This window comes from Kribbella sp. CA-294648, from assembly GCF_050943845.1.
Taxonomy (GTDB): domain Bacteria; phylum Actinomycetota; class Actinomycetes; order Propionibacteriales; family Kribbellaceae; genus Kribbella.
Genome location: NZ_CP191981.1, coordinates 6,814,442 through 6,828,560, shown reverse-complemented (window position 1 = coordinate 6,828,560; position 14,119 = coordinate 6,814,442). Strand labels below are relative to the sequence as shown.

Sequence of the window (14,119 nt, the reverse complement as noted above, 5' to 3'; positions counted from 1 at the left end):
AGCTGGTCAGCTGCCTCGTCACCCTCGCGGATGACTGGTCCGCCGTAACAGCTCACTCGGCACCACGCGCACCGGGAACGGGAGCTGTGCGTCGAAGGCGTCGTCGCCCTTGACCACAACCCGCTCGACGTACCGGCCGTCCGCCAACTCCAGAACGGTGAGGATTTCGGCGTCCGGATCGAAGATCCAGTACGACGCGACGCCGGCCTCTTCGTACAGGCTCCGCTTGAGAACCAGATCCTTCGACCGAGTCGCCGGCGAGAGGATCTCGACCGCCAGCAAAAGAGGAAGGCGCAGCGCGTCCGGCCCGGGATCGTTGCGGCTGGCCACCAGCACATCAGGCTGGAGTGACCGGGTCGACGTCGGGCGGTAGTCCATCGGCGCCTGAATGACCCAATACTCCGGCGGGCAGTTCCGACGCAGAACATAGCTGAGCTCAGCCGCTGCCACCTGGTGCAGCAGCGTGGGCAACGGCGTCACCAGGTAGATCCCGTCAACACGCTCGTACTGACTGCCGTCGTCGGGGAGCAACATGGCTTCCTTTGGAGTCACCTGACCAGCATGCTGGTGGTTGGTCGCCTGTCTGGCCGGTTCTGCTGATCTGCCCCCACGGTGCCCCGAATCTGCCCGGGTGGTGCCCGGTCATTTGAAGAAACCGGCGGGAGAGAGGGTGATGGGGAAGGGGGTGGTTAGGTCGATGGTTTCCTCGCCCTGGAGGACTGCGTGGCAGGTGTAGTGGGGGCCGGTGAGTTCGAGGAGGGTGAGTTCCTCGGTGTCGGGGTCGAGCAGCCAGTACGCCGGTACGCCGTGTTGGGCGTAGAGCTCGCGTTTGGTGACGACGTCCATGACGCGGGTTGTCGGTGAGAGCACCTCGACGGCCAGCAGGATCTGGTGGACGTACTGCGCGCCGGTCGCCGGGCTGGAGTTGTTGAGGCCGACGGCGTTGTCGCGGTGGCAGACGAGTATGTCTGGGCGGAGGGACATCTTCGGGGCCGGGCGGAAGTCGAGGGAGCCGACGGCAACGAGTTGGTCCGGTGGGCACGCCTGTTTGAGTTGCACCATCAGGCCGACCACAGCCGCCTGGTGCACAGGCGGTTGAAGGCCTGTAACCACCAGCCGCCCGTCTATCACCTCGTACCGGCGGCTGTCCGGCACCCGCACCCGCGCCGCGGGCATCACTCGCTCAATCACTCAACCAGCATCCCGGAAACCCGCCTCCCACCGCGGAAGTTATCCACAGCCACGAGTCGCTACCTCCCCGTTGCGGTGGGTGGGCGGACCTCCAGCCCATCAAACCCCCACCTCCAGCCAACCCTCCGCGCTCACAACCACACCCCGACTCCACCTTTGATGGGCTGCCCGTCCGCCTCCCACCGCGCATCGCGCCGCACACCCACCGCGCATCGCGCTCCGCACACCCGACCCTCGGGCCCCACTCCGGCGTCGAGCACCGCTTCGCCCCCCGAGCGCCCCGCGCCGCGTACCGCGCACCGCACCCCCGCGCACCCGAATCCGCATCGCGCTCCGCGCAACCGCCGCGCATCGCGCACCGCACAGCCGACCCTCGGGCCCCTACTCCGGCGTCGAGCACCGCTTCCCGCCCCGAGCACCCCGCACCGCGTACTGCGCGCCGCACCCCGCGCACCCGCACCGTGTACTGCGTCCCCCGCGCGTACTGCGCACCTCAACCCCGCGCGCCCGCGAGCGTGAACTCACTCAGTACCTGGCCGCCTTCGAGGACGAGCTCGCGGTGACCGCGTCCCGCGCGCTGGACATCCTGCTCGCCTGCACGGTGGCCGAGGTCTACCGGACTCTGGTCCTGGAACGCGGCTGGACCAACGACGAGTACGAACACTGGCTGGCCGACGCCCTCATCGCCCAACTCCTCTGAGCAGCCGAGCCAATGCGACTCAGTCGCAGTTAGCATGGCCTCGGAACCTACCCCGAGGGAGTTGCGATGGAGCTGACCACGTACGTCGGTGCCGACGCCTTGCAGGTTGCCGATGAGGTCGAGTCGCTGTATCGCGAGGTGTTCAGCGCCCCGCCCTGGAACGAGGAGCCGGCCCAACTGGCTACCTTCCGGCCACGGCTGGAGGAGAACGTCTCACGGCCCGGGTTCCGGCTCGTCACAGCCGTTGTCGACGGCGAAGTCCGCGGGCTCGGCGCCGGCTGGCCGACCTCGCCCCCGTTTCGGAGGGATCGTTCCTACGGCGAGGTGTTCGACGAGTTCGGCGCGGTCCAGGTCGAGCGCGAGCTGGTCGGCGCGTTCGAGGTCGACGAACTGGCGGTCCACCCAGAGAGTCAAGGGCTCGGCCTCGGGCGGGCCGTGTTGAACACGCTCTGCGGGGGCGAGCCGTCCTGGTTGCTCACGGCCCACCAAGCGGTCGACACAGTCGCGTTCTACCGGCGGATCGGGTGGCGGGAGTTGCTGCCGCAGGTGGCGGAGCCGCGGCTGGCGGTGTTCGTCAGCGTCTAGCGCTGGCGGGGGAGACGACGGGTAAGCCGCGCGGCTGATGCCCCGGTACTGCGTGGCCGCCTAGCGTTGGCACCATGTTGATCGCGGAAGACCTCTTGTTGCTCCTGTACGACGACGAGAGCGGGAAGCCCATCGCTGGTTCGCCCGGGCTCGACTACGCCCTCGGTGGAGCCGTGCTGATCGAGTTGACGCTGCTGGGCAAGGTGGACATCGCCGAAGCCGGTGACCAGGTCAAGGCCGGCCGGCTGAAGGTCCTGGACACCACGCCCACCGGAGACGCCGTACTCGACGAGCGGCTGGCCATCCTGGCGGGCAAGCCGGGTGCCAAGCCGAAAGACCTGATGGGCAAGCTCTCGAAGAAGCTGCGAGACCAGGTGCTGGCCAAGCTGGCGGAGCGCGGTGTGCTCGAGGCTGACAAGGGCAAGGTACTGGGGTTGTTCCCGGTCACTCGCTGGCCGGCCAAGGACGCGCGGCACGAGGCGGAGGTCCGCAGCCGGTTGGAGAACGTGCTGAAGCTCGGTACGCAGCCTGACGAGCGCACTGCCTCCCTCATCGCCCTGCTGAGCGCCCTGAACGTCGTCCCGAAGGTGGTCACCGACGCGGTCGACAAGAAGGCGCTGAAGCAGCGGGCCAAGGAGATCTCGGAATCCGACTGGGCCGCCTCGGCAGTCCGCAAGGCGGTCCAGGAAATGCAGGCCGCCGTCACCGCCGCCATAGTCGTAGCCAGCACAGCAGGCGCCGGCAGCTCCTGACCGCCAGCACCACGTTGCCAGCGGCCGGTCGTTGACTTCCGCCCCTGGTGTCGGCCAGCCACCGCAACCCGGCGGCATGCGGCAGCTCCTGAGGCAGTGCGCCGCTGGCTGGCGGTTCCCTGGCCTCGGGTGACCGGGTGGGGACTTATGGTCGGCGGTTGTGGTGACAGTGAAGCGAGTGCGGTCGGAGCCGGGTGGGTTGGTGGACCTGACGTTCACCGAGCAGGGATGGACCGCTCGGCAGATTCAGGGGTCGCGACCTGACCCGGCGCAGTGGTGCGCCATCGGCATGTTCGCAGGGCTGCTGCTCGGGTGGCTGGCCAGCTTGGCCGGCCTCGACTCGCTGGCTCGAGTGCTGCTGATCGTTGCCGGCGTCCTGCTCGCCGCCGGCGCGATCCTGGTCGGCCTCGACTTCCTGGCCACGCTGTTCGGGGTCGGATCGATGGCAGCGACAGCCCTCAGCCGCGGTGGACGCAGGCAGCTCCGCGCCCAGGCCAAGGGGATCACCGACGACCTCATGGAGATCACCAAAGGCCCAGAGTTCGTCGCCGCGGACCGGGTGGTCGCCGCACGCGTAGGGCCCGATATCAGAGGAACCGCCGTCGAGCTGAGGCTCGACGACGGTTCTACTCGTCGTTATGTCCGCCAGCGGGCCGGGCTGGTCGAGCCCTTCCAGCGGTTACTCGGGGAGCGGCTGACTCACTCCGCCTGACAGTTCACCTTGCACAGCTTGTCCACCAGCGTCAGGTGCGCGCCCGGCTCGTCGGTGTCGACTACCTCGGCCGACCAGTCCGCCTGCCAGTCGCCTGCCGTCAGCTGGTCGGTGGGCTTGCCCCCCAGCTTGCCGAACCAGTCGACGATCGGCGTGCGCGGGTTGATGTGCGCCAGCTCGAGCGCCCGCGGTAGCTTCGCGCTGAGGTCTGCCGTGGCCTTCTCGATCGGCCCGGTCGCGTGCAGCGACACGACCGGCGGCCGGTTGTGGCTGCCGGTGAGCACCCAGATCGACACCGTGTCCGCAGTACAGATTGCGTACGGGGGCTCCGCGCCGCACTTGTACCCGGCGCCGGTCAGCCCGCTGACCACCTCAGCCGGGGTGGCGTCCGGCAGCACCGGGTCGACCGGCGTGCTGGACGACTGACCCGACTCGGGCGCGGCCGCCTTCTTGTCGGAGCCGGAGCAGGCCGTAGTACCGATCAGCAGAGCGGTGAGTGCCAGGGCGGTGGCGACCCGCTTCAGACCGGCACCTCGATCGCCGCGTCGAGGGCGATCGTGATCATCTCGGAGAAGGTGGTCTGCCGCTCGGCGGCAGTCGTCTCCTCCTTGGTGATGAGGTGGTCCGACACGGTCATGATGCCGAGCGCCCGGCGACCGAACTTGGCGGCCAGCGTGTAGAGCGCCGCGGCCTCCATCTCGATCCCCAGTACGCCGTACTCCGCCGTGCGCGACACCAGGTCCGGGCGGTCGTTGTAGAACAGGTCGCCGGAGAACACCTGGCCGACGTGGACGTTCAGCCCGGCCGCCTCGGCGGCGTCCACAGCGGCGCGCAGCAGCTGGTAGTCGGCCGTCGGCGCGTAGTCGATGCCGTGGAAGCGCAGCCGGTTCATCTGCGAGTCGGTGCTCGCGGACATCGCCACGATCACGTCGCGGACCCGGACCGCCTCGGTGAGGGCGCCACAGGTGCCGACCCGGATCAGGGTCTGCACGTCGTACTCGGCGAACAGCTCGTTGGCGTAGATCGAGGCCGACGCCTGACCCATGCCCGAGCCCTGCACGGAGATCCGCTCACCCTTGTAGGTGCCGGTGAAACCGAACATGTTCCGGATCTCGGTGTAGCAGGTGACGTCGGACAGGTACGTCTCGGCGATCCACTTGGCCCTCAGCGGATCCCCGGGGAACAGCACGCGGGGCGCGATCTGTCCCTTCTCGGCGGCGATGTGAATACTCATGCCGGGATGCTCTCATGGTGAGCAGGCGAGATACGTTGAAGCCGTGGCTTATTCGATCGTTCCCGGTTCCCTGTCGCTGTCCCGTTCCGTGCTGGACCGAGCCGCTGACCGGCGGCGAGACGTGGAGTGGCTGGAGAAGGCCTGGGCCGCCGCCGACACCCAGGTGATGCTCGTAGCCGGGGACCAGATGGCAGTGGAGGCCGACCGCAAGTCGCTGCACCTGGTGCCGCCGGCTGCCGCGCCGGAGGGCACCCGGGTCTTCCTGGGGATCGACCGGGTCGAGGGGGCTGGGCAGACGGCTGACGGGCGCGCGGTGTTCGCAGTACTGGTCGATGCTGAGCCGGACGAGTCGTACGCCGGGCTGCGGGAGATCGGCGGCGTACTGAACGACCGGGAGGCCGGGATGGCGGTCAACGTGGTCGGGCTGTCCAACTGGCACGCAATACACACCCACTGCGCCAACTGCGGCGCCCACACGGAGGTGGTGGACGCAGGCCACGTACGGCGCTGCCCGTCCTGCGGCCTCAGCCACTTCCCGCGCAGCGACCCGGCGATCATCGTGCTGGTCACCGACGACCAGGACCGCGCACTGCTCGGCCGCCACGAGGCCTGGCCGGAGGGGCGCTACTCGACTCTTGCCGGCTTTGTGGAGCCGGGGGAGTCGCTGGAGGCCGCAGTACGCCGGGAGGTGTTCGAGGAGACGGGTGTGGTGATCGGCGAGGACATCCAGTACGCCGGCAGCCAGCCCTGGCCGCTCCCGTCGAGCCTGATGCTCGGCTTCTACGCCAAGGCCACCGGCTACACCATCGACGTCGACGGCGACGAGATCGCCGAAGCCAAGTGGTTCAGCCGCGAGGACCTGAAGGCCCTGGTCGAAGCAGGCACCATGGCCCTCCCCGGCAACATCTCCATCTCCCGCCGCCTCATCGAAGGCTGGTACGGCGAAGAACTAACCGGCAGCTGGTAACCACCTCAGCCCCGCCGATCTCAGCCCGCCGACCTCGTCCCCCGCCTGACCTCAGCGCGCGGTGCCCGCGCCCGAGCATGCGTGCGCTGCGGAGCCGCCCACCACCACAGGGCGGCCCCCAAAAAAACCCCGCAGTAACCTCAGCCACCGCAGGCCTCAGCACGCGGCACCTGCGGGCGGGGCGCCTGCGGGGCGTACGTAGTACTGGAAGTTAAGCGGCGAGCTTCTCGGCGATCTGGGCGATGGACGGGTTCGTCATCGCGCTGCCGTCGGGGAAGACCACCGTCGGGACCGTCTGGTTGCCGTTGTTGACCTTCTCGACGATCTTCGCCGCGTCCGGTACCTGCTCGATGTCGACCTCGGCGAACTCGATCCCGGCCCGCTTCAGCTGGCCCTTCAGGCGGTGGCAGTAACCGCACCAAGGTGTCGAGTACATCGTGAATGCCGCCATCGTGGCTGACTCCGTCTCTGGCTGGGGGCGGGCGCACGGAAACTGTCCGGCGACCCGTCTAGGGTGGCTCTACCTTGTATCTGAACCCCGTCGGTCGGAGTGCTGTTCCCGCATGTCCCAGTCCGTGAGTGACATCACACAGGCCGTCGCCGGCCGCTCCGCCGACGCCTTGCTCGAGGCGCTCGACCCCGAGCAGCGCGCCGTCGCGACCGCGTTGCACGGACCCGTCGTCGTGATGGCCGGTGCCGGCACCGGCAAGACCCGCGCGATCACCCACCGGATCGCGTACGGCGTCCGCACCGGCACCTACGACCCGGCTCGCGTGCTCGCCGTCACCTTCACCCAGCGCGCGGCCGGGGAGATGCGCGGCCGGCTCGCCCAGCTCGGCACCAACGGCGTCCAGGCCCGGACCTTCCACTCGGCCGCGCTGCGGCAAGCGCGGTACTTCTGGCCGAAGGTGTACGGCGGCGAGCTCCCGCCGATCATCGACCGGAAGTTCCCGCTGCTCACCGAGGCGGCCTCGCGCTGCCGCGTCCGCGTCGACACACCGGCCCTGCGCGACCTGGCCGGTGAGGTCGAGTGGGCGAAGGTGAGCAACGTCCGTCCCGACGACTACGCGAAGATCGCTCCCCAGTCGGCCCGGGCGCTCGCCGCGTTCGATCCGCCCACGATCGCGCGGGTGTTCGCGGCGTACGAGGACGTGAAGCTCGAGCGCGGCCGGATCGACCTGGAGGACGTGCTGCTCTGTGCGGTCGCGTTGCTCGCCGAAGACGAGCGGGTGGCGGCCGAGATCCGCCGGCAGTACCGGACCTTCGTCGTCGACGAGTACCAGGACGTCAGCCCGCTGCAGCAGAGCCTGCTCGACCTGTGGCTCGGCGGCCGCGAGGACGTCTGCGTGGTCGGCGACCCGGCCCAGACCATCTACTCGTGGGCAGGCGCCGACCCGGAAAACCTGGTCCGCTTCGCCCAGCGCCACCCCAAGGCCCAGGTCATCAAGCTGGTCCGTGACTACCGCTCGACCCCGCAGATCGTCGAGGTCGCCAACAAGGTCCTCGACGCGGCCGGCCCCAGCGGACTGCCCGGCCGCGTCACCCTCCGCTCGCAGCGCGACCCCGGGCCGGCGCCGACCTACCGCGAGTACTCGGACGAGGTCGCGGAGGCTGACGCGGTCGCCCGAGCCATCTCCCGCCTGCAGGACTCCGGTACTGCGCTGCGGGACATCGCCGTGCTTTTCCGGACCAACGCCCAGTCGGAGAACTTCGAGCAGGCGCTGGCCGAGCGGAAGATCCCCGCGATGCTGAAGGGCGCCGAGCGGTTCTTCGAGCGCGCCGAGATCCGGCAGGCCGCAGTACTGCTGCGTGGTCAGGCCAAGGCGGGGGACTCCGGCGGGAATCTGCTCGAGACGGTGAGAGCTGTCCTCGGTGGCGCCGGCTGGACCGCCGAGCCGCCGGCCGGGACAGGTGCTGTCCGGGACCGCTGGGAGTCGCTGAGCGCGCTGGTGACGATGGCGTCCGACTTCGCGACCGCACATCCGGAGGCCGGGATCGTGGAGTTGATGGCCGAGCTCGACCGGCGGGCGTCGATCCAGCACGCGCCGCTGGCCGAGGGCGTCACGCTCGCGACGCTGCACGCGGCGAAGGGTCTGGAGTGGAAGTGCGTCTTCATCGTCGGCGCCCACGAGGGCACGCTGCCGATCAGCTACGCCCAGACGCCGGCGCAGGTGGAGGAGGAGCGGCGGCTGTTCTATGTCGGCGTGACGCGGGCCAAGGATCAGCTCTCGATCAGTTGGTCGACCTCCCGCTCACCTGGCGGCCGAGCGTCTCGTGGACCGACCCGCTTCCTGGACCCGATCGGAGTCCGTACTCCGCGCAGCGGTGAGCGGGAGCCGTCGCCGCGCGCCCGCAGCCAGCGATCAGAGCGCTCGGACCTGCCGATCCCGAAGTGCCGGGTCTGCGGCCGCGGCCTCACCGAGCCGGCCGCCCGCAAGCTCGGCCGCTGCGAGGACTGCCCGTCCACGATGGACCAGGCCCTGTACGACGCCCTGTTCGAGTGGCGCGCCGAGAAGGCGGCCGAGGAGTCGATGCCGGCCTTCGTCATCTTCACCGACGCGACCCTGACCGCGATCGCCGAAGCCCGCCCGACCGACGAGCGCGAGCTGCTCCGGATCACCGGCATCGGCCGCACCAAGCTCGCGAAGTACGGCGAATCCGTGCTGAACATCTGCACCCGCTGACCGTTCAGCCGTTTGCTCGACCCTCTGAACCTGCCCGATCGACCACCTGCCCGATCGACCACCTGCCCGATCGACCACCTGCCCGATCGACCCAGCCGGCTGCCCGATCGGGCACCGTTCGGCGGGCCGGCGGAAAAACCGTTGCGGGGTGGGCCGAGCGGGCGGGACACTCGTCGGGCAGGTTTTCTGCTGGTGGCAGACACCGGGCCGGGCCGTGGCAACTAGATGTCAAAGGCAACGGTTCCGGAGGGTGCCACCGGTGCGCCGGAGCGTGCTGGACCGGTGGATCGGCAGCAAGTTCCGGCCTCCTGGGCGGCAACTTCCGGCCAACTTCGCCAACCTGCGATAAATAGTTTGCGGCCTCCGGTGAGGTCAGCGTACTGTTCTTTCTGCGGTCGAAGGCTGGCCGAAAACTTCAAACCATAGCGATGAGCTTGCCGCTCACTTCGCCACTACGAGAGGAGGTGCCTTGGAAATGGTCAACACCACGATGAAGCCGAACAGCATCAGCGCGCTGCCGTGCGCCCCGATTCAGGGTGCCGCCCTGTCGCGTCTGCACGTCGAGACGGTTGTGGTGCTCGCTGATGGCTTTGCCCAGGTCAAGGGCGCAGCTGTGGGCGATGCGAAGTACGGCGGTCAGGGTTCTCGAGCATGGAGTCCACCGGTCTGACACCCAAGTCAGCCGGCACCTCCAAGGCCGCGGAACCCTCACCAGGGTCCCGCGGCCCTTTTGTTTGTCCCAAGAGTTTGGCCCCCATCAACCGGTGGCGGTCGAAGACAGCAAGAGAACACAGCAAGACAGTCACTAGGAGGTGACCGGAATGAGCGTTAGCTTCCTCGATGCCTTCACCGAGGTTGCAACGTCGCAGGACCTGCCCTGTCGGTCCTACGCGCCAGAACTCTTCTTCGCCGAATCCCCGGCGGACGTCGAGTATGCAAAGTCTCTGTGCACCACCTGCCCACTCAAGGCCGAGTGCCTTGCCGGAGCGCTCGAGCGTTCCGAGCCGTGGGGTGTGTGGGGAGGCGAACTGTTCGTCCAGGGTGTTGTGGTTCCGCGCAAGCGGCCCCGTGGGCGTCCACGCAAGTGCGACACCGTGACCGCAGCCTGACGACCAATCCCGAATCGAGACTCCAGAACCATGACTACCCAGACTTCACCCAGGAGAGTTGAAATGCATTTACTTCAAGAAGATCTCGCACGTGCTCATTGTCGTAACATCCTGATCGACGCCGAGCAGAACCGGCGCTTCCGTCTGGCGACCCAGTTCGCCAAGGCGCAGAAGCAGGCCGAACGGGCCACGCGGCGCGCGGAGAGGGCCAGTGCAAAGGCACGCCTCTCCCTCGCCCGCCTGGTCTGATCCACCCCGGCTCTCAGCCACCGGCCGGCCCTCGCGAGAGGGTCCGGCCGGCCTGAGCCGAAATCCAGGCTGACGCGGTCGGAGCCAATCTCCACCACACCGCTGAAGCCGCAAACCCCCGGGCAGCGCAGGCCCGGAGTACTGGTAGGCGCCACCTGGTTCCGCGGGGAACCAGGTCGCCACAGACTCCGGCAGCGCCACCCGGGACACCAGCCTGACCGACAGCGCGGACCTGAGCCGCCGCTGCCGGCCAGCAGCTGACCACCCTGAGAGGCGGCATCTAGCGGATGCCGCCTCTCGGCACGTTCACTGCGCTGGCGACTCCACGGCCTTGGTTGCCTGCAGCAGCGTCTGTTGCAGGCCCAGCAGGGTGATTCCGCTGACGATCTCCTGCCGCGCGATCAGGCCCGGTACGTCGGCCAGCGGCAGCCACTCGATCCGGTCCGACTCGTTCCGTTCGACCGGTTCGCCGACGTACGCCGCGCTGGTTGCCCGGTACACGTGATGCGTGCAGTCCATGATCCCCGCACCCGGCTGGGAGCGGATCAGTTCGGTGAGCGGACCCGGTCGCCAGCCGGTCTCCTCCTCGACCTCCCGTGCTCCCGCCTCGGCCGGAGTCTCGCCCGGCTCGACGATCCCCATCGGCAGTTCCCACGCCCAGGTGTCGGTCAGGAACCGGTGCCGCCACAGCAGCAGGACCCGCTCCTCGGCGTCGGTGACGACCACTGCGGCGACATCGCTCAGCCGGACAGCGTCGTACCCGACCCGCTGTCCGTCCGGCTGCTCGACGTCCAGCCGGCTCACCCTCAGCCAGGGACTGCTCCACACCGTCTGCTCACCATGCACCAGCCACTGCATGCCCGGGAGCCTAGCTGTGGTGCCGGGAACGGCCGGAGCACACTGGGGATATGTCCAATGCCATCTGCTCCCTCTGCGGCCAGGAAGCTGACACCGAAGAGCCGCCGCTGACCTGGGTCACCTCACTCGAGAACGGCCGCAAGCTTCTGTACTGCGACCGCTGCGCTCGCGAGAACGTCCGCGGTATCGAGGGGAAGCTGGACAGCCTCTGGTGGTGAGTTGACCTCAGTCGGTGAATCCCGGCAGGAACTCCTCGAGCACCGAGCGGAACGGTGCCTCGGCCTCCAGCTGGGACAGGACGGCGATGCCACCGATCCAGACCCGATGGATCAGCAGGTACGACGGGGGCAGGTTGATCTTGAGTGCCATCGACGCGTTCGGTGAGCGGAAGTCACTGGTCCGGTTGGCCTGCGCCCGCATCCAGGCGCGGCTGAACTGAAACGACTCCGCCCGGGCCGGCTCCGCGAACGGCGCCAGGTAGTCCATCAGTTGCGCCGGTTCGATCTCCATCCGCGGCTTGATGAAGCCCTCGGCCCGCAAACCATCCAGTACTGCGTCACCGTCGCCCTCCAGCGAGATCCGCAGCAGTCGGCCGATAGCGGGCGGCAGGCCGTCCGGCAGCCGGGCGCAGAGTCCGAAGTCGACCACGCCGAGCCGCCCGTCCGGCATCACCCGGAAGTTGCCGGGATGCGGGTCGGAGTGCAGCAGCCCGGCCAGCAGCGGCCCGCTGAACATGAACCGGACGTACTTCAGCCCGATCTCGTCCCGCTCCTCCTTGCTGCCCTCGGTGATCACCTTCGACAGCGGCGTGCCCTCGATCCACTCGGACACGATGACGGTGGGGGAGTGCTTGATGACGCGGGGTACGACGAACTCGGGGTGGTCCTTGAAGGCATCGGCGTACTGCTGCTGGGCCTGGGCCTCGCGGTCGTAGTCGAGCTCCTCGCCGATGCGCTCCTGCAACTCCGCGACCAGCGGCTTCATGTCCACACCGGGGACGAGTGCGCCGAAGGTCCGGGCGAAGCGCCCGAGCTGCTTGAGGTCTGCCCGCAACGCCTCGCCGGCGCCGGGGTACTGGAGTTTCACCGCGACCTCGCGGCCGTCCTTCAGCATGCCGCGATGCACCTGGCCGATCGACGCGGCCGCCGCGGGCAGATCGTCGAACTCCTCGAACCGGTCCCGCCAGCGTTTGCCCAGCTCGCGCGACAGGATGGTCTGCACGGTGGAGGCCGGCATCGGTGGCGCGGAGTCCTGCAACTTGGTCAGCGTGGCTCGGTACGGCGCCGCGAGTTCCTCGGGCATCGCCGATTCCATCAGGCTCAGCATCTGGCCGAACTTCATCGCGCCGCCCTTGAGCTCACCCAGGACGGAGAACAGTTGATCCGCGGTACGGCGCTGGAACTCGGCCATCACCGTCTCGGCCGGCGCACCGCCTATTCGGCGGCCCAGTCCGACGGTCGCGCGGCCCGCGGCACCCAGCGGCAGACTGGCCAGCTTCGCGGTTCGGCTGAGGGCCTTGCGGGGGAGGTCGGACACGCTCCCCATTCTGTCGGGTCACCCAAGCGGCAGACCCGCCGGGGCACCGCGACTCTTGTCACAAGCGAGCCTGGTCACGCCCTCGGTCATCACCGGCACGCCACCTGTGGTGGGCTCGGACACCAAACGGCGGGCTTGAACAGTGCACAGCTTATTCGAGGTCACTCTTTGGGGTTCACGCCCACCAGTAGTGGGCCCGAACCTCGCTGTGGACGACGGAGGGGCGGTGGTGGACCCGAAGGTCGCACCACCGCCCCCACGACTTGGTGCGTCAGGCCTTGCCGAGGATCCGGTTCAGGTTCGTACCGCACTCGGGGCACTTGGCCTTGGCCATGCGCGTGCCCTTGTCGTTGACCTTGACCTCGCCGTCGGCGGTGCGCTTGGCCTTGCACTTGACGCAGTAGAACTCGCCGCTCCAGGTCTCTGCCATGAGGGCCCTCTCCTTGCTTCGAATACCAGCCGGGGCATTAGACCCCGGCCGTCGTGGATGCTAACGGCAGATCGTCCTGCCGTAGGCCGTTCGGCCCAGTCGGGATTCACCCTACGGCAGGCTGGCAGTCGCTCAAGTCCACCTCGGGCTCCGCGTGCCGCGTGGAAATCGCTTTCCGTGGTCCTGGCGGACGCGGAACAGGCTCCCGGTTGTCCGCCTTCGGAACCGCTCGGCTTCCCCTCCGAGCAGCCCCGGAGGCGGTCCGGGAGCCTGCTGGATCCGACGCTAGGAGGTGCCGGCCACGCTGGCAAGTCCCGGTTGTCCACCCCTGTGGATAAACCTGTGGGCAAGCTGTGGGGCGCGCCGGGCGACACTGTGGACGAACGGGGGAACAGGATGTGAACAACCGGCGTCCACCGATTCGCCAATTGGGGTCTGACCTGCGGAAACGTCAATTCACAGGATGTGGACAGAAGAAAGTTGGGGGATTCAGGCGGTACGGTCTGACTCATGGCCGACTCTCCACCGCGCCCGATCCCGCCCTATGTGGACATCCGTCGCAGCAAGCGGCGCAAGCGGACCGTCAGCGCCTACCGGGACGGCGAGCGGGTGATCGTGCTGATGCCCGATCGGCTGTCCGCCACCGAGGAGGCGCGGTGGGTGGAAACCATGCTGCAACGGCTGGAGAAGCAGCGCAGCCGATCCCGCGTGTCGGACGAAAAATTGTTGGCCAGAGCACACGAACTCGCGTGTCGCCACCTGCCTGAAGTGCCCGAACCTGCGTCAGTCAGGTGGGTTTCGAACCAAAATCGGCGCTGGGGCTCCTGCACTCCGGCCGACCGCTCGATCCGCCTGTCGACCCGTTTGCAGTCGATGCCGGCCTGGGTCGTCGACTACGTCCTGGTGCACGAGCTGGCCCACCTGGTGGAACCGTCCCACAACGCCGCCTTCTGGGAACTCGTCCACCGCTACCCCAAGGCCGAACGAGCTGAGGGGTACCTGGAAGGCATCTCAGCCGCCACCACCCAGCCCCCCGAAGACTTCTGATCCCAGCCCGTACGCCGTGGTGGGCGCCGTGCCCGCTCCCGACGCTCGCTCTCGTTGACCCCTCG

General features: G+C 68.4%; 19 protein-coding genes. 11 read left to right on the top strand and 8 right to left on the bottom strand.

Translation table 11 applies throughout. From position 1 onward, the window contains the following. Positions 1-18: 18 nt before the first annotated feature. Together ACQPYM_RS32280 and ACQPYM_RS32275 are read right to left on the bottom strand one after the other, a co-directional pair. Positions 19-552, bottom strand: coding sequence for a Uma2 family endonuclease (locus tag ACQPYM_RS32280; protein ID WP_433008054.1), 534 nt, complete (start codon positions 550-552; stop codon positions 19-21). Positions 553-642: 90 nt separating this feature from the next. Next, on the bottom strand, positions 643-1,191 hold the full coding sequence (locus ACQPYM_RS32275) for a Uma2 family endonuclease (protein WP_433008052.1): 549 nt from the start codon (positions 1,189-1,191) through the stop codon (positions 643-645). Positions 1,192-1,750: 559 nt separating this feature from the next. On the opposite strand from ACQPYM_RS32275, the gene ACQPYM_RS32270 reads away from it, so the two are divergent. From ACQPYM_RS32270 to ACQPYM_RS32255, 4 genes are all read left to right on the top strand, one after another. Then, complete coding sequence (locus ACQPYM_RS32270) at positions 1,751-1,891, top strand: hypothetical protein (RefSeq protein WP_433008050.1); 141 nt, start codon at positions 1,751-1,753, stop codon at positions 1,889-1,891. Between the two features lie 66 nt (positions 1,892-1,957). Further along, on the top strand, positions 1,958-2,476 hold the full coding sequence (locus ACQPYM_RS32265; protein WP_433008048.1) for a GNAT family N-acetyltransferase: 519 nt from the start codon (positions 1,958-1,960) through the stop codon (positions 2,474-2,476). Between the two features lie 74 nt (positions 2,477-2,550). After that, positions 2,551-3,228: a GOLPH3/VPS74 family protein gene (locus tag ACQPYM_RS32260; protein ID WP_433008046.1), complete on the top strand. Its 678-nt coding sequence runs from the start codon at positions 2,551-2,553 to the stop codon at positions 3,226-3,228. A 178-nt stretch (positions 3,229-3,406) separates the two neighbouring features. Continuing rightward, the gene (locus tag ACQPYM_RS32255; RefSeq protein WP_433008044.1) at positions 3,407-3,940 is read left to right on the top strand and encodes a hypothetical protein; all 534 of its coding nucleotides are present in this window, start codon (positions 3,407-3,409) and stop codon (positions 3,938-3,940) included. On the opposite strand, the gene ACQPYM_RS32250 is transcribed toward ACQPYM_RS32255, so the two are convergent. After that, on the bottom strand, positions 3,928-4,338 hold the full coding sequence (locus ACQPYM_RS32250; RefSeq protein WP_433008043.1) for a hypothetical protein: 411 nt from the start codon (positions 4,336-4,338) through the stop codon (positions 3,928-3,930). The genes ACQPYM_RS32255 and ACQPYM_RS32250 overlap by 13 nt on opposite strands. A 122-nt stretch (positions 4,339-4,460) precedes the next feature. Further along, entirely contained in the window at positions 4,461-5,174 is a 714-nt protein-coding gene (gene deoD, locus ACQPYM_RS32245; RefSeq protein ID WP_433008041.1) for a purine-nucleoside phosphorylase, read from the bottom strand. Between the two features lie 43 nt (positions 5,175-5,217). On the opposite strand from deoD, the gene nudC reads away from it, so the two are divergent. Then, on the top strand, positions 5,218-6,141 hold the full coding sequence (gene nudC / locus ACQPYM_RS32240; RefSeq protein ID WP_433008039.1) for an NAD(+) diphosphatase: 924 nt from the start codon (positions 5,218-5,220) through the stop codon (positions 6,139-6,141). A 211-nt stretch (positions 6,142-6,352) separates the two neighbouring features. Here the strand turns inward: nudC and ACQPYM_RS32235 are convergent, their stop codons facing one another. Further along, positions 6,353-6,592, bottom strand: a complete 240-nt coding sequence (locus ACQPYM_RS32235; RefSeq protein WP_020391228.1) for a mycoredoxin — start codon at positions 6,590-6,592, stop codon at positions 6,353-6,355. Between the two features lie 112 nt (positions 6,593-6,704). Here ACQPYM_RS32235 and ACQPYM_RS32230 point away from each other — a divergent pair, with 112 nt between their 5' ends. The 4 genes from ACQPYM_RS32230 to ACQPYM_RS32215 all read left to right on the top strand — a co-directional run bounded on the left by ACQPYM_RS32230 (position 6,705) and on the right by ACQPYM_RS32215 (position 10,183). Next, positions 6,705-8,825: an ATP-dependent DNA helicase UvrD2 gene (locus ACQPYM_RS32230; protein ID WP_433008036.1), complete on the top strand. Its 2,121-nt coding sequence runs from the start codon at positions 6,705-6,707 to the stop codon at positions 8,823-8,825. A gap of 475 nt (positions 8,826-9,300) precedes the next feature. Next, on the top strand, positions 9,301-9,495 hold the full coding sequence (locus ACQPYM_RS32225; protein ID WP_433023432.1) for a hypothetical protein: 195 nt from the start codon (positions 9,301-9,303) through the stop codon (positions 9,493-9,495). Positions 9,496-9,646: 151 nt separating this feature from the next. Next, positions 9,647-9,934 carry a WhiB family transcriptional regulator gene (locus tag ACQPYM_RS32220; protein ID WP_360284867.1) on the top strand — a complete coding sequence of 96 codons (288 nt, stop codon included), beginning with the start codon at positions 9,647-9,649 and terminating at the stop codon, positions 9,932-9,934. A gap of 30 nt (positions 9,935-9,964) precedes the next feature. Further along, entirely contained in the window at positions 9,965-10,183 is a 219-nt protein-coding gene (locus ACQPYM_RS32215) for a hypothetical protein (RefSeq protein WP_433008034.1), read from the top strand. 306 nt (positions 10,184-10,489) lie between these two features. Here ACQPYM_RS32215 and ACQPYM_RS32210 read toward each other — a convergent pair whose 3' ends face one another. Continuing rightward, on the bottom strand, positions 10,490-11,041 hold the full coding sequence (locus ACQPYM_RS32210) for an NUDIX hydrolase (protein WP_433008032.1): 552 nt from the start codon (positions 11,039-11,041) through the stop codon (positions 10,490-10,492). A gap of 50 nt (positions 11,042-11,091) precedes the next feature. On the opposite strand from ACQPYM_RS32210, the gene ACQPYM_RS32205 reads away from it, so the two are divergent. Then, entirely contained in the window at positions 11,092-11,259 is a 168-nt protein-coding gene (locus tag ACQPYM_RS32205; protein ID WP_433008030.1) for a hypothetical protein, read from the top strand. A gap of 7 nt (positions 11,260-11,266) precedes the next feature. On the opposite strand, the gene ACQPYM_RS32200 is transcribed toward ACQPYM_RS32205, so the two are convergent. Further along, a complete protein-coding gene (locus tag ACQPYM_RS32200) occupies positions 11,267-12,586 on the bottom strand; it encodes an ABC1 kinase family protein (RefSeq protein ID WP_433008028.1) in 1,320 nt (439 codons plus the stop codon). 262 nt (positions 12,587-12,848) lie between these two features. Continuing rightward, positions 12,849-13,007, bottom strand: a complete 159-nt coding sequence (locus ACQPYM_RS32195; RefSeq protein WP_012922897.1) for a DUF5679 domain-containing protein — start codon at positions 13,005-13,007, stop codon at positions 12,849-12,851. A 510-nt stretch (positions 13,008-13,517) separates the two neighbouring features. Here ACQPYM_RS32195 and ACQPYM_RS32190 point away from each other — a divergent pair. After that, the gene (locus ACQPYM_RS32190) at positions 13,518-14,054 is read left to right on the top strand and encodes a YgjP-like metallopeptidase domain-containing protein (RefSeq protein WP_433008026.1); all 537 of its coding nucleotides are present in this window, start codon (positions 13,518-13,520) and stop codon (positions 14,052-14,054) included. Positions 14,055-14,119: the final 65 nt, after the last annotated feature.

Bases quoted from the DNA above. Each gene is read 5' to 3' on its own strand.
- ACQPYM_RS32205 (WP_433008030.1), top strand. From the start codon at position 11,092: ATGTCCAATGCCATCTGCTCCCTCTGCGGCCAGGAAGCTGACACCGAA.
- deoD (WP_433008041.1), bottom strand. From the start codon at position 5,174: ATGAGTATTCACATCGCCGCCGAGAAGGGACAGATCGCGCCCCGCGTG.
- ACQPYM_RS32200 (WP_433008028.1), bottom strand. From the start codon at position 12,586: ATGGGGAGCGTGTCCGACCTCCCCCGCAAGGCCCTCAGCCGAACCGCG.
- ACQPYM_RS32225 (WP_433023432.1), top strand. From the start codon at position 9,301: ATGGTCAACACCACGATGAAGCCGAACAGCATCAGCGCGCTGCCGTGC.
- ACQPYM_RS32265 (WP_433008048.1), top strand. From the start codon at position 1,958: ATGGAGCTGACCACGTACGTCGGTGCCGACGCCTTGCAGGTTGCCGAT.
- ACQPYM_RS32195 (WP_012922897.1), bottom strand. From the start codon at position 13,007: ATGGCAGAGACCTGGAGCGGCGAGTTCTACTGCGTCAAGTGCAAGGCC.
- ACQPYM_RS32230 (WP_433008036.1), top strand. From the start codon at position 6,705: ATGTCCCAGTCCGTGAGTGACATCACACAGGCCGTCGCCGGCCGCTCC.
- ACQPYM_RS32220 (WP_360284867.1), top strand. From the start codon at position 9,647: ATGAGCGTTAGCTTCCTCGATGCCTTCACCGAGGTTGCAACGTCGCAG.
- ACQPYM_RS32190 (WP_433008026.1), top strand. From the start codon at position 13,518: ATGGCCGACTCTCCACCGCGCCCGATCCCGCCCTATGTGGACATCCGT.
- ACQPYM_RS32215 (WP_433008034.1), top strand. From the start codon at position 9,965: ATGACTACCCAGACTTCACCCAGGAGAGTTGAAATGCATTTACTTCAA.
- ACQPYM_RS32260 (WP_433008046.1), top strand. From the start codon at position 2,551: ATGTTGATCGCGGAAGACCTCTTGTTGCTCCTGTACGACGACGAGAGC.
- ACQPYM_RS32210 (WP_433008032.1), bottom strand. From the start codon at position 11,041: ATGCAGTGGCTGGTGCATGGTGAGCAGACGGTGTGGAGCAGTCCCTGG.
- ACQPYM_RS32235 (WP_020391228.1), bottom strand. From the start codon at position 6,592: ATGGCGGCATTCACGATGTACTCGACACCTTGGTGCGGTTACTGCCAC.